Genomic DNA, 22,573 nt, shown 5'->3' on the forward strand with positions numbered 1-22,573 from the left:
AGCTCATCCCTGACCAAAAAATCTTTCCAACCGTTGAAGATGCCTCCACGGTTCGTATCCAGTATTAGACGCCGTTTCCAGCGCTTATCCCAGAGTCAGGGGCAGATTGCTCACGTGTTACTCACCCGTTCGCCACTGATCCACCCAGCAAGCTGGGCTTCACCGTTCGACTTGCATGTGTTAAGCACGCCGCCAGCGTTCATCCTGAGCCAGGATCAAACTCTCCAAAAAGAAAAAATGCATACACCATCGGGAAAACGACAATGCAGCGAGTTCGAAACTGACCAAAAAGGATGCCATCACTGACAATCCATAATGCCGGCACCGAAATACCGGACTTTGATCCAAAGGAATCTCACCCCACCAAAAGGCAGGGACGAGGTAATTTGGCATTTGACAAGTGCACGCTGTTGAGTTCTCAAGGATCGGACGCTCCCGCAGCTCGGCCTTCCAGCCTCGCCCGCAGGGCAACTTCACAATCTTATCCCTCTCGCGCAGCTTGTCAAGTCGGCGCTTCGGGATCTCAGATCCACAGTGGCGACCGACGACGTCCTTCGCGAGGGGATTCCCATCCTAGACCAGAAGTCCTGTTCTCTCTAGCGAGAGGTTTGGGATGGGATTCGGTTCTCCGCTTGAGGGGGCGAGGCCTTCCGGTCCTTCGCTCTTCCCTGTGGGGCGAACAAGTAATAACTTACGCGGCACACCACCATCCGGCAAATCACACCCACATCCCGGGCGTGTCGCGCTGCCAGGCCACCTGACCACCTCCCTCCTTCCGGCGAGATACTGGCTCCATGCGCATGCTCCCCGATGCAGGCCCACGGTGCCCTCTGTGCGGCGATCGCCTCGGCTTCGAGATTCTGGACGACGAGCGATTCCTCGTCGCATGGTCGTGTGTGACCTGCGGCGCCATCCGCACGACGGAACCCGCGTAGCTCCGAGTCCTAGACCTCCGTGCTCGGAGCACGGGTTCGCATGACGAGCGCCGCAGCCAGGGTGACCGCCACCAGCACTGTCACATACGCCGAGAAGAGCCACGGCACCGTGGCCGTCGCGTGATACAGAAGCGGCGCCGTTCCGCCGAACAGCGAGTTGGACACCGCATAACCGAACCCGACGCCCAGAGTCCGCAACCCCGGTGGGAACGCCTCGGCCTTGGCGATCGTGTTGGTCGCCAGATATCCGGTGAGCACGACGAAGACGACGAGCAGCACTGCGAACAGCGTCGACGGCGCCGTGAGCCCGGGGGCGATCATGACAGCGGGTCCGATCACGACGACGCCGGCGGCCCCGAAGAACACCAGCAGAGGCTTTCGCCCGATGCGGTCGCTCATGGCGCCACCCACGGGCTGGAGCAGCATCAGGACGATCATCGCGATGAGGATGGCCGTCGTGCTCGCGCGCTCGGCATCCAACCCTCCGGCAGCGAACGCCGCTTCACGCGACACGGACGGCACCGTCACCGTGAACGTGTAGAACGCCGCCGTGCCACCCGACGTCATCAGCACGACCCACAACAACGGTCGCCAGCCGTCACGAAAGAGATCCGCGAGCCCCGTCGCCGCAGGACGCGTTCGCTCGCTCGGCATCCGTCGGGCGAGGACCAACGTCATGACCCCTGCGAGCGCACCCAGCCCGAACGCGACCCGCCACCCCCACGCCGAAATCTGCGCGCGATCCACGACCGAGAGCAGGATGAGCAGTGTCGCCTGCGCAAGGACCTGGCCCGCAACGATCGTCGCCGTCTGGAACGACGATGAGAAGCCACGACGGCCGAGGGCCGCGACGTCCGCCAGGTACACCGCCGAGGCTCCATACTCACCGCCGGTCGCGATCCCCTGGACCGCGCCGACGAGCAGCAGAATGCCGGCGGACCAGGCGCCGACGTGGGACTGCGTCGGACTGATCGCCAGGACGGCGGAGCCGGCAGACATGAGGAGCACGCTCGACACGAGCGCGAATCGCAGGCCGCGGCGCCCGGCGATACGCCCGAAGATCCACGATCCGATCGGACGCATGACGAACGTAAGCGCGAAGATCGCGTAGACGTAGATCAGCGAACCGCCGTCCGAGGGGTCGAAGAACTCGGTCCGGAAGAACGGCGCGAACACCGCGAAGGCGTACAGGTTGTACCACTGCACGAGGTTCGGGAAGGACCCGCCGAGGAGCGCCCAGGTCACTCCCGCGCGCGACTGACCGACATCGGGCGCCGGTGCGGCGGAGTTCATGCGCTCACTGTAGAGCTTTGAGGCCATCCGGGCGACGCACGCTTCTTCGCCTCCCTCGGGGCAGACCGGCAGCGGCGGTGTCGTCGCGGTTGATCCGTCCCGGGTCAGACGTTGAAGCGGAACTCCACGACATGATGACCCCGTTAAACATCTGCCGTTCAGAGGCGTATAGGACATCATGACCCGCACAGCCATCTATCTCAGAATCTCCCTGGACCAGACCGGGGAGGGTCTTGCCGTCGCCCGTCAGCGTGAGGATGCGCTGGACCTGGCCAACCTCAAGGGCTGGGATGTCGTGGACATCTACCAGGACAACAGCATCAGTGCGAGCAAACGTAAGGTACGTCGTCCTGAGTACGACCGTATGGTGAGCGACTACCTCGCGGGCAGGTTCGAGGCCATCATCTGTTACGACCTGGACCGCCTCACCCGCCAACCTCGCCAGCTTGAAGACTGGATTGAGTGGGCTGAGGAGAAGGGGCTGAAGCTGGTCACCCTCAACGGAGAGGCAGACCTGAGCACAGACGGCGGCAGAATGTACGCGCGCGTCAAGGCTGCTGTGGCTCGCGCAGAGGTAGACCGGAAATCCGAACGCCAGGCCCGCGCCCTCCTCCAGCGCTCCCAGCTTGGGAAGCATCCTCTCGGCGTTCGCCTCACCGGGTACAACCAAGACGGGTCTGTTAATCCGACAGAGGCGGCTGTGGTGCGGCGAATCTTCGAGCGCTTCGACAACTCCGACAGCTTGTACTCCATCGCTGCTCAGTTGAACGCTGACGGTGTACCGGCACGTGGTGAGAAGTGGTCTTCCAGCACGGTACGTACGATGCTTCAGAATCCCAGGTACGCCGGTCGGGCCGTCTACCGGGGCAAGGCCACGGGACAAGCGGGCAACTGGGAACCCATCGTCACCGGCGAACTGTTCGACGCGATACAGGCCAGGCTCACCGACCCGCGACGAATCACGAACCGAGAGGGTACCGCTAGGAAGCATCTAGGCTCTGGCGTTTTCGTCTGCAACGTGTGCCTACAGCCTGTGCAGACGAACGGTAAGCGCTACTGGTGCAAGTCGAACGGGTGCCTCATCCGCACGATGGCACCCATTGACGAGAAGGTACTGACGTTCGTCCGCACAGTGCTCTCCCTGCCTGAGGTTGTCACGCTGGTGGCTCCCAGTGACACCGACGCCGGTAAAAAGCTTGACGAAGAAGCTAAGCGGCAGAGAAGCCGACTGGCGGTCATCGAAGCCGACTACGACAACGGCCTGATTGATGGCCAGCGCTACCGTGTGGCGACCTCAAAAGCACAGGCACGACTACGCGAAATTGATGCTCGGCGGATGGCCCTTCAGGGCGACCGCACCCTAGGAAGCATCGTCACCGCTGCTGACCCTGCTGCGCGATTCGAGGCCGCATCCCTGGACGTGAAGCGGGCTGTCATCGACGCCATGATTCTTGTTCGGCTGAATCCGGTCAGGCAGGGTCAGCGCGGATTTCAAGATGACAGTGTGGGAATCCACTTCCGGCGCTTGGTGGCACAGGCGGACGGTAGCTTCGCGCCCACGCTCAGCCGGAAATCTCTCACCCTCCTGGAAGGGCCGATGGCTGCGTAGCGATAGCATCCGCATCATGGAGAAGCTGTTCACCGCGTACTACAAGCGCAACAACCACAACAATGGTTCTTCGTCACTGGCTATCCCTGATGATGGTTACTACCCGCAGAACCTCATGTGGGAGGGCGGCATCTACCAGCTTGAGGACGCCAACTACGAGGCGGGCGAAGCTCACTACGAGTACTTCGGGAAACCGGAGTGAAGGCCAGACGCTATGCCCTTCAAGGGCGCGGTGGCGGTTGCCGGACGAGCACAGGGGCAACTGCGATGATGCCCGCGAGGGTGCTGCTATCCTGCTCCAAGCACGTAGAACGCTAGGTTCACATTCAGTTCACGACTGAGCCGTGCACAGAGTTGGGAGACCTGGGTTCGATTCCCGGCGGCGCTTCGCGGCGCTGTAGCTCAATGGCAGAGCATCCCACTTTTATCTTCTCCGCTCGATAGCAGCGCTCAATTCGTCGTCCGTCAGTTTCAGGACACCAAACGTGGGCCGCGCGTAGCCACGCAGACTCCGCACAGCGGTGGGGTATTTCAGCGACTTCCCGCTCTCAGCGAAGTACTCTTCGGCCGCAATGTCTGCCCACCGTGACCGTGTGACGACGTTCTGGAGTGCCAGGTTAACGTCGTAGGCCAGCCTCTTCTGAATCGCCAGCGACCCAACCAGCCCATTCACGCCGACGGTAGCCGAGTCGCCCACGGTCGGCACGCGAAATGGCTCCGACGTCACGGACTCCCACAGCGCACGTTGGTCCGACGTCAAGCGAGCGAAATAGTCGACCAGCGTTTCACGGACAAACCCTGCGGCGTGTGTGTGCGCGTTCCTGATGTGCCGGGTCAGGTGGAAGAGAGCTAGGGCGTCCGGGTCCACGGTCGAACCGGTCTTGCGTTCTATCGTCTCGTGCAGTTCCACGGCGTTCAACTTCTCCACCCTCGCGAGCGTGATGAGTCCCTGAGGAGCGAGGAAGCGAAGACATGCCCGCAAGAACTCTTCGTGTAGCCCGAAGGTGTAGTTGAGCGCCATCGTACAAACCTCGGCTTCGGCGGCGTGAAGAAGTGCGCTCGCCCGGTCGAGTCGCTGATTCATGCGCTCGACGTGCGGGATGTCCGGGTACTGGTCGGCTAGCAACGCCTTCTGATTCGGCTCGCTCGCCATCGTAGATGCGGCCAGTTTGGAACCCACGAGGACGGCCCAGACGGTGTCACTCGCCTGCACGCGGCGGCGTTCCAGCTCCCTAAAGGCCTTGAACTTGACCTGGGGTCGTGTGCGGTAGCGCGCTGTCACGCCGCTTCAATCTGAAACGTGCGCGTTGATGAGCTTGAACAGTTCCTCCGCTCGGTCGAGAGTGACGGCCGGAATCTTGTCGATGTAAGTCGCCTGACCTCTCGTTAGCGCTGCGGCTGGAGAGAAGTGATTGATGCGGCCCTCGTTCAAACCGCGAGCTTCGAACGCGCGCTCCACCCTACGGATGAGCCGTGTATCGTCTGGCAACTCTTTGACCGTCAGCTTCTTGGCTTTCAACAATCCCTGGTACGCGTCATTCACAAGCTCCACGAAGAAGCCCGGTTCGAACAGGTCCTCGATGTCTGCCTTCTCGCCGGAGAGAACATCCGCAATCTGGACCAGGCCTCCCCCGTTCAGCCGCCCTGCTTGCCGAAGCTTGTCGAAGGTCGCTTTTTCCCCTCCCGAGGAATCAACGAGCACCACCGTATTCAGCTTGTTGGCGCCCAGAAGGGCGACAAACGCGGGTAGCTTCGCGATGCCGCCAGCAGGAGTCACGACTAGTCGCTCATCGAGTCCAGTCCGATTTGCTTTCTTCAACGCCGCGGACAGTACCTCTAGATAGAGCACATCGCCGGGTCCCTCCACAAGCAGCACGTGGGGACCGACGAACAACGTTTGGGAAAGCTCCACTCCGAGCGCTGCGTGCAGTGGGAACGCCGTCTCCTCGTCCGCCTCCAAGACATCGCTCGACACGAGCGTTCCGCGCTTCTCGTCATCCACAACGGTGCGAACGCGCTCGAACCGGTGCGCGTCCACCATGAAGGGCGAGTGGGTCGAGAAGATGACCTGATGGGACGGCGCGAGGCGTTCGTCAATAAACCGCAACAAGTCTGCCTGGGCTGTTGCGTGCAGATTCAATCCAGGCTCATCGAGAAGCAGGATGAGAGGCTGAGACTCGTTCTCTTCCAGGTGAGTGAAGTAAGCAAGGAACGAGAAGAACCATACGAAACCGCGTGAGCGTTCATCGAAAGGGACGGACACGTTGTGGCGCTGATTGACCACTCGAATCTGAAGTAGTGGTCCCTCATTGAGCGGCGCGAGTGCACCTGCCTCAGGCTTCGCGATGATGTCCAGCCGCACGGCGAGGTTCTTATTCTGCGTCCAGTACTCGAACACTTCATCGCTGATACTGTTCGACGCGTTCTCAAGGTCACGAACCAAGTGCTCGTGGGACTCTGGGTCCTGGAAGTCCTCCAACTTGACCCCGGCCATATCCAGCAGCGCCAGGACAGCTTGCTCTCCGCGGGAGAGAGTCTCGGCGGCCTGCTTCCGGATGAGGTCCGGGATGGACACTTTGCCTGGCATCGAGTCGTAGTCACCGAAGTATACGAACTTTGGGCGGCGCCTCCCCAGGAAGCTGATGACCGCGAGGTCGAGGTCGCTTCCCCGCCATCCACTCACAGTGGCCAAGGCCGATGTCACCGCAGGCGTGGGCGTTTCCATCGCGGACAGCACCGCGACCAACCCGGCGACAGAAGAAGCGGCGCTTGCAGACTTCTGTACACCCGCGGGCAGGTCAAGCGGGGACAGCAAGTGTTTGACGGCCGCCTGCTCATTCGTATGCACCGTCCACAAGGTGGCGTCGTACCGGTACCCCGTCGTGACGACGACTTCGCGGTCAGCGACTACACCAACCCCGAAGCGCTCCTCGATAGCGGCAACATCCTCGTCATCCAACGCGTAGGTGAGTGTGCTGACCTTTATCTTGTCCTGCGTCTTCCGCTCCCGCGTGAGCCGGCTCGGGTAGTCCAACCCTTCGTCAAACTTCGCGGCGTCAACAGGAGCGGACTTGTAAAGCCCCTGGAGGACGGCGGTCTTCCCAGACTCGTTCTTGCCAACTAGGCAGGTCACGTCCGGCTGGATAGCGAAGGTTGCCGCGTCCTCGATACTCCGGTAACGCCGCAGGGCAGCAGACACAAGCTTCATTGATGTTCCCCCCGAACGAGACTGTTAGTACGAAGAATCTATCGAAGAGTGCCGACACGAGGAACGGTGCCCGGACGAACCGCGTCATCGGTCCGGCCGGTCGGCGCGGACTTGCTACCTAGGAACCGCCTGGCCCTGATTTCGTGCCGTAGGCCTGATTTTGGGCAGAGTTCTCCTTAACCATTGGCGATTGACGCTTTTTCGAGGCAGCGCTGGAGAGGTCACGCACGGGTAGCTGAGTCCATGCCGCGAGATTCACGCACGCCTGCGTCTATGTATGCCCGCCAGGGTGTGCGCTATCGCCGCTGCTGTTGAGTTGTGAACTCTGCCCAGTGCGCATCGGACGGAGGAGCCTGCCCGCTGCGGGGCATGGACTCCTATACGCCTGTGACTGGGATGTTTGCAGCGATTTTCGAGAAAGTTCGGACTACTTCTGTCCAGATGTTGCTTGAAAGCGGAACTCCACCACGTCGCCATCCTGCATGACGTAGTCCTTGCCCTCCAGGCGCGCCTTGCCCTTTGCACGCGCCTCGGCGACCGACCCGAGCGCGACGAGGTCGTCGAACGAGATCACCTCGGCCTTGATGAAGCCCTTCTCGAAATCGGTGTGGATCACGCCAGCGGCCTGCGGAGCCTTCCATCCCTTGCCGATGGTCCAGGCCCGCGCTTCCTTCGGGCCCGCCGTCAAGTACGTCTGAAGACCCAGCGTGTCGAAGCCGATGCGCGCGAGCTGATCGAGACCGGACTCGTCCTGACCGGTCGAGGCGAGCAGCTCCGCCGCCTCCTCAGGATCGAGGTCGATCAGCTCCGACTCGATCTTCGCGTCGAGGAACACTGCGGTGGCGGGTGCCACGAGCGCCGCCAGCTCCGCCTTGCGGGCGGCATCGGTCAACACCGCCTCATCGACGTTGAAGACGAAGATGAAGGGCTTCGCGGTGAGAAGGCCAAGCTCCTTGATGGGAGCCAGGTCGATCCCGGATGCCGAGAGCAGCACTCCCCGCTGCAGCGCGTCGCGCGCGGCGACGGCAGCATCGAGAACGGCCGGGTCGAGCTTCTTGCCGCGCACTTCCTTCTCATACCGCGTGATCGCCTTCTCGAGCGTCTCGAGGTCGGCGAGCTGAAGCTCCGCGTTGATCGTCTCCATGTCGGATGCCGGGTCGACCTTGCCGTCGACGTGCACGACGTCGGAATCGGCGAATCCGCGCACGACCTGAGCGATCGCATCGGCCTCGCGGATGTTCGCCAGGAACTTGTTGCCGAGGCCCTCGCCCTCGCTCGCTCCGCGCACGATGCCGGCGATGTCGACGAACGAGACCGCGGCGGGAAGGATGCGCTCACTGCCGAAGACCTTGGCGAGCGCGCCCAACCGCGGATCGGGGAGGTTCACGACCCCGACGTTCGGTTCGATCGTCGCGAACGGGTAGTTCGCCGCGAGCACCTGGTTCTTCGTCAGCGCGTTGAACAGGGTCGACTTGCCGACGTTGGGAAGACCCACGATTCCGATGGTAAGAGCCACGGGCGTCAAGTCTACGGGGGCGATCAGGCCGTCCCCGCCGCGACCGCGTGGTTCCTCACCATCCCTGACGCGCGACTAAAGTAAGGGTTACCTATCTTCAAAAGAGAGTGCTGTCATGCCTGTGTCCGTCCCTCGCCGCCTCGCGGCGGCATCCGTTCTCATCATCGCCGCGCTCGGTCTCTCCGCCTGCGCGGGTTCCGCCGCCCCCGGCGCCTCCTCATCCACGGATCCGTCCTCCCTGAGCGGCACCTCGATCACCGTCTACAACGCGCAGCACGAGGAACTGACGCAGGCGTGGGCCGACGCCTTCACGAAGAAGACCGGCATCGACGTGGTCCTGCGAAACGGCAGCGACTCCGAGCTCGGCAACCAGATCGTTCAGGAGGGAGCTGCCTCACCGGCGGACGTCTTCCTCACCGAGAACTCCCCCGCGATGTCCCTGGTCGAGAACGCGGGGCTGCTCGCCCCCATCGACGCCGCGACCCTGGCCGCCGTCCCCGCGCAGTACCGTCCGGCGAGCGGCGACTGGACGGGCATCGCCGCACGGTCCACCGTGATGGTCTACAACCCCGCACTCATCGCCGCCGACCAGCTGCCCACCTCGATCATGGATCTGCAGAAGCCGGAGTGGAAGGGACGATGGGCCGCGTCGCCCACCGGAGCGGACTTCCAGGCGATCGTTTCGGCCATCCTGCAGGAGAAGGGCGAGGACGCCACGGCGGCGTGGCTCGCCGCCATGAAAGAGAACGCGTCCGCGTACAAGGGCAACAGCACCGTCATGAAGGCCGTCAACGCCGGAGAGATTCCGCTCGGCGTGATCTACCACTACTACTGGTTCATCGATCAGGCCAAGACGAAGGAGAACAGCGCCAACACGAAGCTGGCCTACTTCGGCGCCCAGGATCCGGGGGCCTTCGTCAGCGTGTCGGGCGGAGGAGTGCTGGCCTCCAGCAAGAACGCGGCTGCCGCCCAGCAGTTCCTCGCTTTCATCACCGGCCCCGACGGGCAGCAGATTCTTCGCGACGGGACAAGCTTCGAGTACGCGATCGGCAGCGACGTCGCCTCCAACCCCGCCCTGCCGCCGCTGAGTTCGCTGCAGCCGCCGGCGATCGACCCGTCGACGCTGAACAGCAAGAAGGTCACGGACCTCATGACCGCCGCGGGGCTCATCTGAGCCTCGCCACCGCCGACCCTTCCAGGGTCAGCGGACCCACGCAGCGGCACCGCGCGTTCACCGCGCCGGTGCCGCTGCTGGTGCTCGCCCTGATCGCGGCAGCGGTGCTGCTCATTCCGGTCGGCTTCGTCGTCTGGGTGGCCGTCTCCGAGGGCTGGTCGCAACTGAGCGCTCAGGTGTTCCGCCCCCGGGTGGGCGAACTGCTCGCCAACACCGCCGGCCTGCTCGTTCTCGCCGTACCGCTGTGCGTCGTGGTGGGGGTCGGGGCGGCATGGACCGTGGAACGCACGACACTGCCCGGCCGAAAAGCCTGGGCGATCGCGCTGGCCTCCCCGCTGGCCATGCCCGCCTTCGTCAGCGGATACGGATGGATCTCCGCGGTTCCCTCTCTGCAGGGACTCGGCGGCGGACTGCTGATCGCCGTCGGCGCCTACTACCCGCTCGTCTACCTTCCGGCACTGGCGACACTCCGCCGCCTCGATCCGTCGCTCGAAGAGTCGGCGCGTGCGCTCGGACTGGGCCCGCTCGCCACCTTCGGACGAGTCGTCCTTCCCCAACTGCGCGTGGCGATCCTGGGTGGCGGCCTCGTGGTCGCACTTCACCTGCTCGCCGAGTACGGCGCGTTCGCGCTGCTGCGCTTCGACACCTTCACCACGGCGATCGTCAGTCAGTTCCAGTCCAGCTTCGCCGGTCCCGCAGCCAATGCGCTGGGCGTCGTCCTCGCGGCCCTCTGTCTCGTGCTGCTCGTCGGCGAGGCGAGCGCACGCGGTCGACTGCGGTACGCGAGGGTCGGACGCGGCGCCGCACGCCCCGCCGTCCCCCATCGGCTGGGACGGGCAGCGATCCCCGTCATGGCCGCGCTCAGCGGCATCCTCATCCTCGCCGTGTGCATCCCGGGCGCGAGCCTGCTGCGATGGGCACTGCGCCCGGAGGGCTGGCAGAGCATTCATCTCCTGCCTGCGCTCGCGCAGACCCTCGTGCTGTCCGGAGCCGGAGCGCTCGCCGCGACCGTCGTCGCCCTCCCCTGCGCCTGGTTGAGTGTGCGACACCCCAGCCGACTCGCCCGCAGCATCGAGGGCGCGATGTACCTGGCCAGCAGCCTCCCGACGATCATCGTCGCTCTCGCCCTGGTCACGGTGACCCTTCGCGTCGTGCCGGGGCTGTATCAGACCCCCGCGACCGTCATCGCGGCCTACGTCATCGTTTTCCTCCCCCGCGCCCTGGTGAGCCTTCGCAGCGGTTTGGCGCAGGTGCCTCCGCGCCTCGAGGAAGCGGCACAGATCCTCGGGCGGACGCGGTTCGCAGCGACGGTCCAGGTGACGGCTCCGCTCATGGCATCGTCATTCGGCGCGGCGTTGGCCCTCGTCGGACTCGGCTGCGCGAACGAGCTGACGGCGACCCTCCTGCTGGCGCCGAGCGGGACGCGCACCCTCGCCACGCAGTTCTGGTCTGAGACCTCGAACGCCGACTTCGTCGCCGGTGCGCCGTATGCGATCATGCTCATCGTGCTGTCGGTTCCGAGCGTCGCTCTCCTCCTCGCCGACGCCCGACGACGGAGCGATCGATGACCTCGTTGACCGTGACGGATGCCGCCGTGCGCCTCGGCGCGGACCTCGTGCTCGATGGCGTGCAGCTGGCCGTCGCCGACGGCGAACGGCTCGCGATCGTGGGGCCGTCGGGAAGCGGCAAGTCCACGCTTCTGCGTGCGATCGCCGGGTTCGAACGGATCACAGGCGGCGAGATCCGTCTGGGTGAGGAGATCGCCGCCACGGCCACGCGCCATCTGGCGCCGCATCGGCGACGGATCGGCTACGTCGCACAGGACGGCGCCCTCTTCCCTCACCTCACCGCACGGCGGAACATCGCCTTCGGGCTTCGAGGCTCCGTGCGCGGCGAACGCACCGGCGCGGTTGCGGCCGCCGCCACGCTCGCCGGTATCGAACCGGAGCTGCTCGAGCGCTATCCCCACGAGATCTCCGGAGGTCAGCAGCAGCGCGTCTCTCTCGCTCGAGCCCTCGCGCCGCACCCGCGCGTCCTGCTGCTCGACGAGCCTTTCAGTGCGCTCGACACCGAGTTGCGCACGCAGGTGCGCGCACAGGTCGTCGAAGCGCTGACGCGGGCGCAGGTGACCAGCGTGCTGGTGACCCACGATCCCGAAGAGGCTCTCGCCTTCGGGCAGGCCGTCGCGGTGCTCGACGGCGGACGGCTGCAGCAGGCCGGCCCGTGCGCCGACGTGTTCGCACGCCCGGTGTCGGCAGCCGTGGCGCGTCTGCTCGGTGACATCGTCCTGTTGGCGGGCGAGAAGACCGCGGCCGGCGGATTCCGGTGTCCCATCGGCACGCTCGCCATCGATGCCGACTTCTCCGGCGGCGCCTCGACGAGCGTCGCCATGGTGCGCCCGACACAGCTCAGGCTGACGACGGATGCCGAGGCGGCGCCCGCCCGTGTGACCGCCATCGCGCTCGTGGGCGCGACGGCCACCGCGACCCTCGCCTGCGCCGACGGCACGACCGTCGCCGTGCCGTTGCGTGCCATCGGCACACCGATCCCGGCTCTCGGCGACCAGGTCCGCGTCACGGTCGACGGCGGCGCCGTCCTCTACGCGGCCTGAGGTCTCGGCGCGGCATCCGCCCCTGGGAGCGGCCTTCGCGCGCTCATCCGCGGATGCTGCGGAACACCTCCGTGCGGTACGGCAGGTCGACGACGTCGACGCCGTCCTCGACCGGGTGACACGATGCGGCGAAGAGCTCGTCGACCTCCGCGAGGATGCGGTCCCGCTCGCCCGATGCCGCCGTGATGACATAGCTGCGCGATCGCACCATCGCCGCGAGTTCTGACCGGGTCAGCCGTCGCGACCACCGCCAGGTCCTCCGCTCGAGCGTCCCGAAGGGCGCGGCGACGGTCGGCCCCGCACCGGCGAGCAGCTCTTCGGCGTGGCTGCCCTTCATGATGGCGCCGAGGCGGGCAACCCACGGCGTGGTCTCGTCGCGGATGTTCCAGACCAGACCGAGGACGCCACCCGGCTTCAGGACGCGTCCGACCTCGACGGATGCCGCGGCCACGTCGACCCAGTGCCACGCCTGACCGAAGGCGACGGCATCGACGCTCTCGTCCGGAAGGTTCATGCGCTCCGCCGAGCCGATCAGCGTCTCCACGGCAGGAAGGGTCTCGCGCAGGGTGGCCAGCATCGCGGCATCCGGCTCCACCGCGATCACGTCGGCACCGGCATCGACCAGCGCGGCGGTGAGCTTGCCGGTACCCGCCCCGACGTCTGCGACCCGCGGGCGCGGGCCGATCGGAGCCAGCAACCACCTCACGGCCGCCGCCGGGTAGGTCGGCCGGCCCGCCTCGTACTCCTTGGCCGCCGAGCCGAAGCTCGCAGCCATCTCGTCACGCGTCGCCATGAGCCGACCCTACGCCCGCAACCTCTTGCAACCTCGACGTTCCTACCGTCGAGGCATCGGGCGGAACGGCTCCGCCGAGAGGAAGTGATGTCAATGACGACTCTGACCGACACCCCTGCTGCCGCGGCGACCGACGCGATCGCCACGACGATGCGCGCCGCGGTGGTCACCGCGCCCGGCGAGCCACTGACCGTCTCCGAGGTCCCCGTGCCACGGCCCGGGCCCGGCCAGGCGCTCGTGCGCGTGATCACCAGCGGCGTCTGCCACACCGACCTCCACGCCGCGCGCGGCGACTGGCCGGTCGCACCGAAGGGCGATCTGATCCCCGGCCACGAAGGCTACGGCGAGGTCGTCGCCCTCGGGGCCGGCGTCACGACACTCACCGTCGGCCAGAAGGTCGGCAACGCCTGGCTGTGGTCCGCCTGCGGAACGTGCGAGTACTGCCGCACCGGGTGGGAGACGCTGTGCCCTGCTCAGCAGAACGGCGGCTACTCGGTCGACGGCAGCTTCGGCGAGTTCATGCTCGTCGACGAGAAGTACGCCGCGCGGATTCCCGACGGAGCCGACCCGGTCGAGGTCGCGCCGATCCTCTGCGCCGGGGTCACCGTGTACAAGGGGCTGAAGATGACCGGCGTGCGACCGGGCGAGTGGGTGACGATCTCCGGCATCGGCGGACTCGGCCACATCGCGGTGCAGTACGCGCGGGCCATGGGCATGCGTGTGGCCGCCGTCGATGTCGACGACGCCAAGCTGGAACTGGCTCGTCGCCACGGCGCGGAGGTGACGGTCAACGCCAGGGACGCGGATCCCGGCATCGCGATCCAAGAGCACACGGGCGGAACGCACGGTGTCCTGGTCACCGCGGTGCATCCCCGGGCCTTCGACCAGGCGCTCAGCGTCGTGCGGCGGGGAGCCACCATCGTCTTCAACGGCCTGCCGCCCGGGACCTTCGACGCCGACATCTTCGACATCGTCCTGCGCGCGATCACGATCCGCGGATCGATCGTCGGCACGCGCCAGGACATGATCGAAGCGCTCGACTTCTATGCCCGCGGTCAGATCCACCCCACCGTGCACGTGGAGAGCCTCGAGGACGTCAACGACATCTTCGAGCGGATGGAGAAGGGCCAGATCGACGGTCGGATCGTCATGCGCTACTGACCCGGGCACGACGTCCGGCGGGGAGCGCACGCAGCAGGTTCGCTCCCCGCCGTGCGCCGGGGTCCGCAACGCGCTCCCCCGGCGCGCCTGCCGATGCCGGGTGGCCTCGACGCGCACAGTTGAGTGGTGGCCCTCGACTTCACCGCGATCGACTTCGAAACCGCGAACTCGTCGAGCGCCTCGGCGTGCGCGGTCGGTCTCACTCGTGTGCGCGATGGTCGTGTCGTGGAGACGGCGGGCTGGCTCATCAAGCCCCCGGCCGGTCACGACCGCTTCTTCGAGCTGAACATCGGCATCCACGGCATCCGCCCGGAGGACGTCGTGGATGCTCCGACGTGGATCGACCAGCTTTCGGCCCTCGACCGGTTCGTGGGCGACGACGTCGTCGTGGCCCACAACGCCGGTTTCGACATGAGCGTCCTGCGGCGCGCGTGCGAGGCGACGGATGCCGCGTGCCCGTCGTACCGCTACCTGTGCAGTCTCCAGGTCGCCCGCAAGACCTACGACCTCTCGTCGTATCGACTGCCGTCGGTGGCCGCTGCCGCGGGATTCCTCGACTTCGCCCACCACGACGCCGCGTCCGATGCGCTCGCCTGCGCGCACATCATGATCGACGCCGCGGCGCGCGCCGGTGCGCACGACGTCGTCGAACTCGCCATGCTGCTCGGTGTGCGCGTCCCGCGGCTCGCCGGCAGCGACCGGCTCGCGCCCGTCGCCTCGGCGGTCGGTTGAACGGCCGCAGACCGCACCGCGCGGCGCCCACGGATGTCGGTGGCGTGCGCCACCCTGGAGGCATGGACGCCTTCACCCTCATCGTCGTCGGAGCGCTGTGCCTGGTCGTCGGCACCGCCGGCGGCTGGATCACCGGGGTCTCGCGCGCCGCGGAGCGCACGGCACGCGAGACCGCAGACCTGTCGGCACGCCTGGCGGCGGCGGAGACGTCGGCTCGCGCGCTGGGCGCGCAGCTGGAACATGAGCGCACGATCACTCGCGACCTCGGAGCCCAGGCCCGCGCCGATCTCAGCGCTCAGCAGGAACGTGAACGACGTGACCAGCTCGTCCTCCGAGCGCTCGCGCCGGTGCAGGAGTCCCTCCAGCTGATGCAGCAGAAGGTGACCGAGCTCGAGCGCGACCGCCAGAATCAGTACGGTTCGCTCGCCGAGCAGCTGCGCGCCGCGCGCGCGAGCGATGAGGCCCTGCGAGCGACCACCGAGTCCCTGGCGGGCGCGCTGCGTTCGAACGCCACACGCGGCGTCTGGGGCGAGACGCAGTTGCGGCGCGTGGTCGAATCGGCGGGCCTCACCCGCTATGTGGATTTCGATCTGCAGGCGTCGGTGACCTCCCACGCCGGCGACGGCAGACCCGACATGATCGTTCGCCTCCCCGGCGGCATGTCACTGGCCGTCGACGCGAAGGTGCCGTTGGATGCCTACCTCGAGGCGTCGGCGATCGCGATCACGGCGACCGGCGAGGAGGCCGTCCGGCGCGCAGCGCTGCTCCAACGTCATGTCCGAGCCGTCCGCGCGCATGTCGATGCCCTCGCGAAGAAGTCGTATTGGTCGGGACTGGACGCGAGCCCCGAGTTCGTCGTGTGCTTCCTGCCGAACGAGGCGCTTCTCTCGACCGCGCTCGAAGAGGATCCCACCTTGCTCGATCACGCCTTCCGTCAGCGCGTGGCACTCGCGTCACCGGTGAACCTCTGGGCCGTTCTGAAGACGGTGGCCTACACCTGGACCCAGCAGGAGGTATCCACGGAGGCCCGCCGCCTGTTCGAGCTGGGCACCGAACTGTACCAGCGGCTGGGCGGACTCGCCGGACACGCCGAGGATCTCCGTCGGGCCATCGAGCGCACGGTCGACAGCTACAACCGCTTCACCGGATCCCTCGAGTCGCGTGTGCTCGTGACGGCGCGGAAGTTTCCCGGGATCGACGATACGAAGCTGGATGCCGCGACGGCGCCCGCATCCATTGAGAAGACGCCCCGCAAGATGCTCGCCCCGGAACTGATCCCGAACGCAGCCGGTGCCGATGATCCCGAACCGGGCATCTCCGCCGACCTTGGCTCTGTCCGGGACCGGCTGTGAGTCGAGGGGCGCTCAGGCCGGGAACAGGTTGAGGAGTGCGACGACGGAAACGGAGACCGCGACGAACGCGCCGATCATCCACCAGGCACTGACCTGGTGACCCTCCGGCATCCGGCGACGCAAGAGCACGTCGGGTCGACGTGCGGGGTCGACGGTGACGCTCACCTGACCCGTTCTGGGACTGCTGGATGCTGCGGACATGTGACCCCCGGACTGCGTGGAAACGTCTGTGTCGCCGGTGACACCGCTGTCCATTCTGCCAGAGGGGAGGCTCTCACGTCCCCCATACCGCGCGCGCCGCGCCGATGCTACAGTCCGCGTTCAGAGCCACTTCGACGTGAGGTGTTCCGACGAAATACGCCGCAGCGTGCCCGACGCCCCCCGCAGCACGACGCTCTCCGTATAGACGAAGTCGCCGTCACGCCGAACACCGGCAACCAGTTCACCGTTCGTGACGCCCGTGGCCACGAAGATGGTGTTGCGGCCGGTGACCAGTTCGTCGGCCTCGTACACGTAGCCGTCGACTTTCAGACCTGCATCGATCCCGCGCTGCTTCTCGTCGTCGTCGCGCGGCCACAGACGTCCTTGGATGTGGCCTCCGAGCGCCTTGATCGCGCACGTGGTCGCGACACCTTCGGGGCTGCCTCCGATGCCGATGCACATGTCGGTACGGGCGTTGTGCCGTGCCGCGTTGATTCCACCGGCGACGTCACCGTCGCTCATCAGCCGCGTTCCGGCGCCGGCGTCGCGGATCTCCTCGATCAGTCGGGCGTGGCGGGGACGGTTGAGCACCGAGACCACGAGCTCGTCGACGGGCTTGCCCAGTGCCTTCGCCAGAAGACGGATGTTCTCGCCGACGGGCAGGCGGATGTCCACGACACCGACGCCGGCCGGACCGGTGACGATCTTGTCCATGTAGAACACACTCGACGCGTCGAGCATGGAGCCGCGATCGGAGACCGCGAGAACCGAAAGCGCGTTGTTGCGCCCCTCGGCGGTCAGCGATGTTCCGTCGATCGGATCGACGGCGACGTCGCACTGGGGCCCGCGACCCGTTCCCACGTGTTCACCGTTGAAAAGCATGGGAGCGTTGTCCTTCTCGCCCTCCCCGATAACGATGACTCCGTCGAAGTTCACCGTGGTGAGAAACGCCCGCATCGCGTCGACGGCCGCACCGTCGGCCTTCTCCTTCTGGCCCCGTCCGATGAACGGTACGGAGCGAATGGCCGCCGCCTCCGTCGCGCGCACCAACTCCATCGCCAGGTTCCGGTCGGGGTGCAAAGGGCTCATGTCCGCGGTCAGGCTCACCATGACGTCAGCCTAGGCGGCCGCACCCCGCGGGTGCGGTGTTTTCAGCCAATGCCTGAGGAAGGAACTGCACTTCTTATCACTGCGGCAAGCTCGACCCGGCGCTTTTGCCCGGCGGGGGCCTCACCGACGTCGCTGGTGCTTCGGTAGGCTGAGCCAGGAATCCCCGCAGAACTGAGGAGCAGAAATGCCTGTCGCCACCCCTGAGCAATACGCCGAGATGCTGGACCGCGCGAAGGCCGGTGGCTACGCGTTCCCCGCGATCAACGCCGCCAGCTCGCAGTCGATCAACGCGATCCTGCAGGGTCTGACCGAAGCCGGATCCGACGGCATCATCCAGGTGACCACCGGCGGAGCCGACTATTTCGCTGGCCACACCGTGAAGGGTCGCGCCACCGGTGCGCTCGCGTTCGCGAAGTTCGCGACCGAGGTCGCCAAGAACTACCCGATCACGGTGGCGCTGCACACCGACCACTGCCCCAAGCCCGCCCTCGAGGACTTCGTGCTCCCGCTGATCGCGGCATCCGAGGAAGAGGTCCGCGCCGGTCGCAACCCCATCTTCCAGTCGCACATGTGGGACGGGTCGGCTGTTGCGCTCGACGAGAACATCGCCATCGCGAAGGAGTTGCTGCCTCGCATGAAGAACATCAACGCGATTCTCGAGGTCGAGATCGGCGTGGTCGGCGGCGAAGAGGACGGCGTCAAGCACGAGGGCTCCAACGAGGCGCTCTACACGACCACCGCCGACGTGTCTCGATTCGTCGAGGCCCTTGGCCTCGGCGAGAACGGCCGCTATATCGCCGCTCTGACGTTCGGCAATGTGCACGGCGTCTACAAGCCCGGCAACGTGAAGCTGCGCCCCGAGCTGCTCGGCGAGATCCAGGCGGGCATCGCGGAGCGCTTCGGCACCGACGCGAAGCCCCTCGACCTGGTCTTCCACGGTGGCAGCGGCTCGACGCCGGAGGAGATCGCGACCGCCGTGGCCAACGGTGTCGTCAAGATGAACATCGACACCGACACGCAGTACGCCTTCACGCGTTCGGTCGCCGGCTTCATGTTCAGCAACTACGACGGCGTGTTGAAGGTCGACGGCGAGGTGGGCAACAAGAAGGCCTACGACCCGCGTGCCTGGGGCAAGGTGGCCGAGACGGCCATGGCCGCTCGCGTCGTCGAGGCGACACAGCAGCTCGGCTCGGCGGGGCATTCGATCAGCCTCTGATCCGCATCGAGAAACGCCCCCGGAGCTCACGTCTCCGGGGGCGTTTCTCGTCGGTATCCGGTGCCGCGATGTGCGGTGCCGCGCCGCGCTGAAGGCGGGTGCGGTCGCTGCGATCAGGCAGGGTCGACGTACGCGTCGAGCAGTCCCGGAGCACCGTCGGGCACGTGGATCACCCGGATGGGATCGCCCGCGCGGACGGAGCCCGTACGCACGACGCGCAGGTACGGACCGAGCCGCCGTTCTGCCGAGAACCGCCGCACCCAGCCGCGTTCCGCCGACCGGTCGACGGTGCGCACCCAGCGGGCGAAGGTCTGGCACGGTGTCCGCGGCATCGTCACCTCGACGACGGCCGTCTCCCCGATCCGCCACTGCTCGCCGATACGGGCACGATTGACGTCGAGCCCCTCGACACGGAGGTTCTCGCCGAACCATCCGGGCGGGAGAGGCGCCCGCAGCTGCGTCTCCCAGAACTCGGCGTCCTCCTGCGCGTACGCATACAGAGCCTTGTCCAGGCCACCATGGTGCTTCCGATTCGCCTGCACATCGGCATACGCGCCGTAGCGTCCGAGGCGCACCGCCCCGTCGACCGCGGCCTTATCGATCGCTGTCACACCGAGTGATCCGGCGTCGGGACGCAGCGCCCGTACGACGCAGACGGCGAGAAGGCGCCCCGTGTCGCTCATCGGGCGAAGTGGGTGACGATCGCAGGGTCGCCGAGCAGCGGCACCGTCAAGCACACCGTGGCGAGGATGAAGGTCACGATCGCCCCGACGAGGGGAATCCACCACGACAGGCGACGCGCACGCAGCGACACCCACGACAGCAACGCGGTGAGCATCCACCCACCGATGAAGACGAAGGCTCCGATGCGGCCCCACAGCTCGCCCTGCGCGGTATTCGTGAACGTCGCGTCGATACCCGCCACCTGCATCCACGTCTGCGCGAAGCCGGAGAAGTCCCACAGCTGCGGCACCGCACTGACGACGGTCACGAGACCGTACACGAGCAGGGCGAAGGTGATGATGCGGTCCGCGGTGCGCGTCGGGCGCGCGGCGGCGGTCGTCGCCGGAGCGGTGGGCGGGTGGACTCGGCTGGGTGCCGTGTGCGGCAGCGCGGGGTGGGGCGAGACGGAGGCCGGTTCGGGCTGCTGGATCCGCGCCCGCTGCTCCTCGGGGCTCGCATACTCGCCGTACTGCGGACGCGGACGCGGCGTCTGCGCGTGTGTGGACGATCCGGTCGGGTCGCTCATCCGCGCGACCGCCCACCCAGTGCACGGTCGTCCCGGCGCCCGCTCGCATCCTGGCGGAGCTCCTTGGGAAGCGAGAACATCAGATCCTCCTCGGCCGTGCGCACCTGCTCGACGTCGGCGTAGCCGGCGCCGGCGAGGTCGGCGAGAACCTCCTGCACGAGCACCTCGGGCACCGAGGCTCCGCTGGTGACCCCGACGGTCTCGACGCCGTCGAGCCATTCCTGCTGGATCTCGTGGGCGTAGTCGACGCGGTAGGCCGCTTTCGCGCCGTATTCCAGCGCCACCTCGACCAGGCGCACGGAGTTGGAGGAGTTTGCCGAGCCGACGACGATGACGAGGTCGGCGTCCTTGGCGACCTTCTTGATGGCGACCTGGCGGTTCTGCGTCGCGTAACAGATGTCGTCAGACGGCGGATCCTGAAGCTCGGGAAAACGCTCGCGCAGACGGCGAACCGTCTCCATGGTCTCATCGACCGAGAGCGTCGTCTGCGACAGCCAGACGACCTTCGCCGGATCTTTCACGACGACCCGATCGGCTTCCTCGGGCGAGTTGACGACGGTGACGTGGTCCGGGGCCTCTCCGGCCGTCCCCTCGACCTCTTCGTGACCGTCGTGGCCGATGAGGAGGATCTCGAAGTCGTCGCGGGCGAAGCGCACCGCCTCGCGGTGCACCTTCGTCACGAGAGGACAAGTGGCGTCGATCGCCTGGAGGCCCCGCTCGGAGGCCGCGTTCACAACGGCCGGCGACACACCGTGCGCGCTGAAGACGACATGGGCGCCTTCGGGCACTTCGTCGACCTCCTCGACGAACACGGCTCCCTTCGCCTCGAGCTCGGTGACGACGTGGATGTTGTGCACGATCTGCTTGCGCACGTACACGGGTGCACCGTAGCGCTCCAGCGCCTTCTCGACGGCGATCACGGCGCGATCGACGCCGGCGCAGTACCCTCGCGGTGACGCGAGGAGGACCCGCTTGTGTCCGGGGACCGGGTTATCCTGAAGCCGTCCGCGCGGGCCTGGAATGTGGGGCGTCGGAAGACGGATGGCTGTGCTGCTCACCCCTTGATTCTAGGGAGAGCGGGCTGAGTGAGGGCCGCATGCGCGCGGCGGAGAGGCATCGATGGCATCGTTCGCGTCCGCCCCCGGGCACGTCCCTCCTCCCGATGCGGTCGCTCCGCGCGACTCACGCGCCGATGCCCCGACGTCGGTGTCACGGCTGAACGAGACCATCCGCGGGTTCGTCTCGACCTGGGGGTCCGTCTGGGTCGAAGGTGAGATCACCGCGTGGAACCTCCGCGGCGGCCACGTCTTCGGGCGCCTGAAGGACGCGAACGGTGACGCGATGCTCTCGTTCCGTCTGTGGTCTTCGACCCTTCAGCGCCTGCCCGATGACCTCAAGGTCGGCGACCTCGTGGTGGCGTGCGTGAAGAGCGACTTCTTCGTGAAGACCGGAGACTTCACCTTCACCGTCTCCTCGATGCGCCATACGGGCCTCGGCGATCAGCTCGAGCGGCTCGAGAAACTGCGCGCCCAGTTGCGTGCAGAGGGACTGTTCGACCCTGCCCGCAAGAAGCGCCTTCCGTTCCTTCCCCAGCTCGTCGGCCTCGTCACCGGTGAGCGCAGCGACGCGGAGAAGGATGTGCACCGCAACGCCGAACTGCGCTGGCCGGGGGTCCGCTTCCGCACGATCCATGCCGCTGTCCAGGGCGAGCGCTGCGTTCCCGAGACGATCGCCGCGCTCACGGCGCTCGATGCCGACCCGAACGTCGACGTCATCATCATCGCCCGCGGCGGCGGCGATCCGCAGACCCTGCTCGGCTTCAGCGATGAACGCCTGGTGCGTGCGGTGGCCGCGGCATCCACGCCGGTCGTCTCCGCCATCGGCCACGAGAACGACCATCCGCTGCTCGACGACGTCGCGGACGTACGGGCATCGACACCGACGGATGCCGCCAAGCGGGTCGTCCCCGACGTCTCGGAGCAACGGGCGCTCGTGAACCAGCTGCGCTCGCGCGCGCGCACGCGCCTCACGCAAAGGGTCGGTCACGACATCGCCCAGCTCGAGCAGCTGCGCTCGCGTCCTGTGCTGCGGACGCCCGAGTCTCTGCTCACGCCCCGCGCCCACGAGCTCTGGACCCTCGTCTCGCGCGGCCGCGACATCGTGCACCGACGGATGGATGCCGCGGAACGCACGACGGCGCAGCTGCGCGCGTCGCTGCGCGCCCTCTCCCCCGGCGCGACACTCGAACGCGGCTATGCCATCGCCCATCTGGATGCCGGGGTCATCGTCCGCGACGCTCGTCAGGTTCCGGTGGGCACCTCCGTGACGGTCACCGTCGCCGAGGGCTCGTTCAGCGCGCGCTCGGCGGGTCCGCTCGCAGAAGAAGCCGGCGGGGCGGCCTAGAATGGACACC

The 22,573-nt window shown here is 66.6% G+C and carries 20 protein-coding genes and 1 rRNA gene; 10 read left to right on the plus strand and 11 right to left on the minus strand.

Annotated features, from left to right (window positions below; all coding sequences use genetic code 11):
- Both PP359_RS13360 and PP359_RS13365 read right to left on the minus strand, forming a co-directional pair.
- Window positions 1-231, minus strand: a 16S ribosomal RNA gene (locus PP359_RS13360); the annotation flags it as partial.
- 713 nt (window positions 232-944) lie between these two features.
- Entirely contained in the window at window positions 945-2,228 is a 1,284-nt protein-coding gene (locus PP359_RS13365) for an MFS transporter (RefSeq protein WP_499250817.1), read from the minus strand.
- A gap of 178 nt (window positions 2,229-2,406) precedes the next feature.
- Between PP359_RS13365 and PP359_RS13370 the strand changes: the two genes are divergently transcribed.
- Window positions 2,407-3,837 (plus strand): recombinase family protein, encoded by a 1,431-nt coding sequence (locus PP359_RS13370; RefSeq protein WP_499250818.1) that lies wholly within the window; start codon window positions 2,407-2,409, stop codon window positions 3,835-3,837.
- A 16-nt stretch (window positions 3,838-3,853) separates the two neighbouring features.
- The gene (locus tag PP359_RS13375) at window positions 3,854-4,039 is read left to right on the plus strand and encodes a hypothetical protein (RefSeq protein WP_499250819.1); all 186 of its coding nucleotides are present in this window, start codon (window positions 3,854-3,856) and stop codon (window positions 4,037-4,039) included.
- Between the two features lie 222 nt (window positions 4,040-4,261).
- On the opposite strand, the gene PP359_RS13380 is transcribed toward PP359_RS13375, so the two are convergent.
- From PP359_RS13380 to ychF, 3 genes are all read right to left on the minus strand, one after another.
- Window positions 4,262-5,119, minus strand: a complete 858-nt coding sequence (locus PP359_RS13380; RefSeq protein ID WP_499250820.1) for a hypothetical protein — start codon at window positions 5,117-5,119, stop codon at window positions 4,262-4,264.
- Window positions 5,120-5,125: 6 nt separating this feature from the next.
- Window positions 5,126-7,045: an AAA family ATPase gene (locus tag PP359_RS13385; RefSeq protein WP_499250821.1), complete on the minus strand. Its 1,920-nt coding sequence runs from the start codon at window positions 7,043-7,045 to the stop codon at window positions 5,126-5,128.
- 427 nt (window positions 7,046-7,472) lie between these two features.
- Window positions 7,473-8,561: a redox-regulated ATPase YchF gene (gene ychF / locus PP359_RS13390; protein WP_499250822.1), complete on the minus strand. Its 1,089-nt coding sequence runs from the start codon at window positions 8,559-8,561 to the stop codon at window positions 7,473-7,475.
- A gap of 115 nt (window positions 8,562-8,676) precedes the next feature.
- On the opposite strand from ychF, the gene PP359_RS13395 reads away from it, so the two are divergent.
- The 3 genes from PP359_RS13395 to PP359_RS13405 all read left to right on the plus strand — a co-directional run bounded on the left by PP359_RS13395 (window position 8,677) and on the right by PP359_RS13405 (window position 12,346).
- A complete protein-coding gene (locus PP359_RS13395) occupies window positions 8,677-9,735 on the plus strand; it encodes an iron ABC transporter substrate-binding protein (RefSeq protein WP_499250823.1) in 1,059 nt (352 codons plus the stop codon).
- A 68-nt stretch (window positions 9,736-9,803) separates the two neighbouring features.
- Window positions 9,804-11,303, plus strand: a complete 1,500-nt coding sequence (locus tag PP359_RS13400) for an ABC transporter permease (RefSeq protein ID WP_294942949.1) — start codon at window positions 9,804-9,806, stop codon at window positions 11,301-11,303.
- Window positions 11,300-12,346: an ABC transporter ATP-binding protein gene (locus PP359_RS13405; protein ID WP_295817406.1), complete on the plus strand. Its 1,047-nt coding sequence runs from the start codon at window positions 11,300-11,302 to the stop codon at window positions 12,344-12,346. The genes PP359_RS13400 and PP359_RS13405 overlap by 4 nt, the downstream gene beginning before the upstream one ends.
- Window positions 12,347-12,389: 43 nt before the next feature.
- On the opposite strand, the gene PP359_RS13410 is transcribed toward PP359_RS13405, so the two are convergent.
- Window positions 12,390-13,139 (minus strand): class I SAM-dependent methyltransferase, encoded by a 750-nt coding sequence (locus PP359_RS13410; RefSeq protein ID WP_499250824.1) that lies wholly within the window; start codon window positions 13,137-13,139, stop codon window positions 12,390-12,392.
- Between the two features lie 138 nt (window positions 13,140-13,277).
- Between PP359_RS13410 and adhP the strand changes: the two genes are divergently transcribed.
- From adhP to PP359_RS13425, 3 genes are all read left to right on the plus strand, one after another.
- Window positions 13,278-14,300: an alcohol dehydrogenase AdhP gene (adhP, locus tag PP359_RS13415; protein ID WP_499250958.1), complete on the plus strand. Its 1,023-nt coding sequence runs from the start codon at window positions 13,278-13,280 to the stop codon at window positions 14,298-14,300.
- A 126-nt stretch (window positions 14,301-14,426) separates the two neighbouring features.
- Window positions 14,427-15,032 (plus strand): 3'-5' exonuclease, encoded by a 606-nt coding sequence (locus tag PP359_RS13420; RefSeq protein WP_499250825.1) that lies wholly within the window; start codon window positions 14,427-14,429, stop codon window positions 15,030-15,032.
- A gap of 62 nt (window positions 15,033-15,094) precedes the next feature.
- A complete protein-coding gene (locus PP359_RS13425) occupies window positions 15,095-16,384 on the plus strand; it encodes a DNA recombination protein RmuC (protein WP_499250826.1) in 1,290 nt (429 codons plus the stop codon).
- A 12-nt stretch (window positions 16,385-16,396) separates the two neighbouring features.
- Here the strand turns inward: PP359_RS13425 and PP359_RS13430 are convergent, their stop codons facing one another.
- Both PP359_RS13430 and glpX read right to left on the minus strand, forming a co-directional pair.
- Window positions 16,397-16,549: a hypothetical protein gene (locus tag PP359_RS13430; RefSeq protein WP_231560220.1), complete on the minus strand. Its 153-nt coding sequence runs from the start codon at window positions 16,547-16,549 to the stop codon at window positions 16,397-16,399.
- A gap of 156 nt (window positions 16,550-16,705) precedes the next feature.
- Complete coding sequence (gene glpX / locus PP359_RS13435; protein WP_112931245.1) at window positions 16,706-17,695, minus strand: class II fructose-bisphosphatase; 990 nt, start codon at window positions 17,693-17,695, stop codon at window positions 16,706-16,708.
- Between the two features lie 184 nt (window positions 17,696-17,879).
- Here glpX and fbaA point away from each other — a divergent pair, with 184 nt between their 5' ends.
- Window positions 17,880-18,911 carry a class II fructose-bisphosphate aldolase gene (gene fbaA / locus PP359_RS13440; protein ID WP_039412325.1) on the plus strand — a complete coding sequence of 344 codons (1,032 nt, stop codon included), beginning with the start codon at window positions 17,880-17,882 and terminating at the stop codon, window positions 18,909-18,911.
- Between the two features lie 113 nt (window positions 18,912-19,024).
- Here the strand turns inward: fbaA and PP359_RS13445 are convergent, their stop codons facing one another.
- From PP359_RS13445 to PP359_RS13455, 3 genes are read right to left on the minus strand one after another with little or no spacing between them, the layout of a single operon-like run.
- The gene (locus PP359_RS13445; RefSeq protein WP_036318399.1) at window positions 19,025-19,594 is read right to left on the minus strand and encodes an MOSC domain-containing protein; all 570 of its coding nucleotides are present in this window, start codon (window positions 19,592-19,594) and stop codon (window positions 19,025-19,027) included.
- Window positions 19,591-20,160, minus strand: a complete 570-nt coding sequence (locus PP359_RS13450) for a DUF6264 family protein (protein ID WP_036318400.1) — start codon at window positions 20,158-20,160, stop codon at window positions 19,591-19,593. The genes PP359_RS13445 and PP359_RS13450 overlap by 4 nt, the downstream gene beginning before the upstream one ends.
- Window positions 20,157-21,218 (minus strand): 4-hydroxy-3-methylbut-2-enyl diphosphate reductase, encoded by a 1,062-nt coding sequence (locus PP359_RS13455; protein WP_231560218.1) that lies wholly within the window; start codon window positions 21,216-21,218, stop codon window positions 20,157-20,159. Before PP359_RS13455 ends, PP359_RS13450 begins: the two co-directional genes overlap by 4 nt.
- Before the next feature lie 61 nt (window positions 21,219-21,279).
- On the opposite strand from PP359_RS13455, the gene xseA reads away from it, so the two are divergent.
- Window positions 21,280-22,563, plus strand: a complete 1,284-nt coding sequence (gene xseA / locus PP359_RS13460) for an exodeoxyribonuclease VII large subunit (RefSeq protein ID WP_499250827.1) — start codon at window positions 21,280-21,282, stop codon at window positions 22,561-22,563.
- The last annotated feature ends 10 nt before the right edge of the window (window positions 22,564-22,573 follow it).

The organism is Sphingomonas sp. BLCC-B65, assembly GCF_028550675.1.
Classification (GTDB): domain Bacteria; phylum Actinomycetota; class Actinomycetes; order Actinomycetales; family Microbacteriaceae; genus Microbacterium.

Bases quoted from the DNA above. Each gene is read 5' to 3' on its own strand.
- PP359_RS13365 (WP_499250817.1), bottom strand. From the start codon at position 2,228: ATGAACTCCGCCGCACCGGCGCCCGATGTCGGTCAGTCGCGCGCGGGA.
- PP359_RS13370 (WP_499250818.1), top strand. From the start codon at position 2,407: ATGACCCGCACAGCCATCTATCTCAGAATCTCCCTGGACCAGACCGGG.
- PP359_RS13375 (WP_499250819.1), top strand. From the start codon at position 3,854: ATGGAGAAGCTGTTCACCGCGTACTACAAGCGCAACAACCACAACAAT.
- PP359_RS13385 (WP_499250821.1), bottom strand. From the start codon at position 7,045: ATGAAGCTTGTGTCTGCTGCCCTGCGGCGTTACCGGAGTATCGAGGAC.
- PP359_RS13395 (WP_499250823.1), top strand. From the start codon at position 8,677: ATGCCTGTGTCCGTCCCTCGCCGCCTCGCGGCGGCATCCGTTCTCATC.
- PP359_RS13405 (WP_295817406.1), top strand. From the start codon at position 11,300: ATGACCTCGTTGACCGTGACGGATGCCGCCGTGCGCCTCGGCGCGGAC.
- PP359_RS13410 (WP_499250824.1), bottom strand. From the start codon at position 13,139: ATGGCGACGCGTGACGAGATGGCTGCGAGCTTCGGCTCGGCGGCCAAG.
- PP359_RS13425 (WP_499250826.1), top strand. From the start codon at position 15,095: ATGGACGCCTTCACCCTCATCGTCGTCGGAGCGCTGTGCCTGGTCGTC.
- glpX (WP_112931245.1), bottom strand. From the start codon at position 17,695: ATGGTGAGCCTGACCGCGGACATGAGCCCTTTGCACCCCGACCGGAAC.
- fbaA (WP_039412325.1), top strand. From the start codon at position 17,880: ATGCCTGTCGCCACCCCTGAGCAATACGCCGAGATGCTGGACCGCGCG.
- PP359_RS13445 (WP_036318399.1), bottom strand. From the start codon at position 19,594: ATGAGCGACACGGGGCGCCTTCTCGCCGTCTGCGTCGTACGGGCGCTG.
- PP359_RS13450 (WP_036318400.1), bottom strand. From the start codon at position 20,160: ATGAGCGACCCGACCGGATCGTCCACACACGCGCAGACGCCGCGTCCG.
- xseA (WP_499250827.1), top strand. From the start codon at position 21,280: ATGGCATCGTTCGCGTCCGCCCCCGGGCACGTCCCTCCTCCCGATGCG.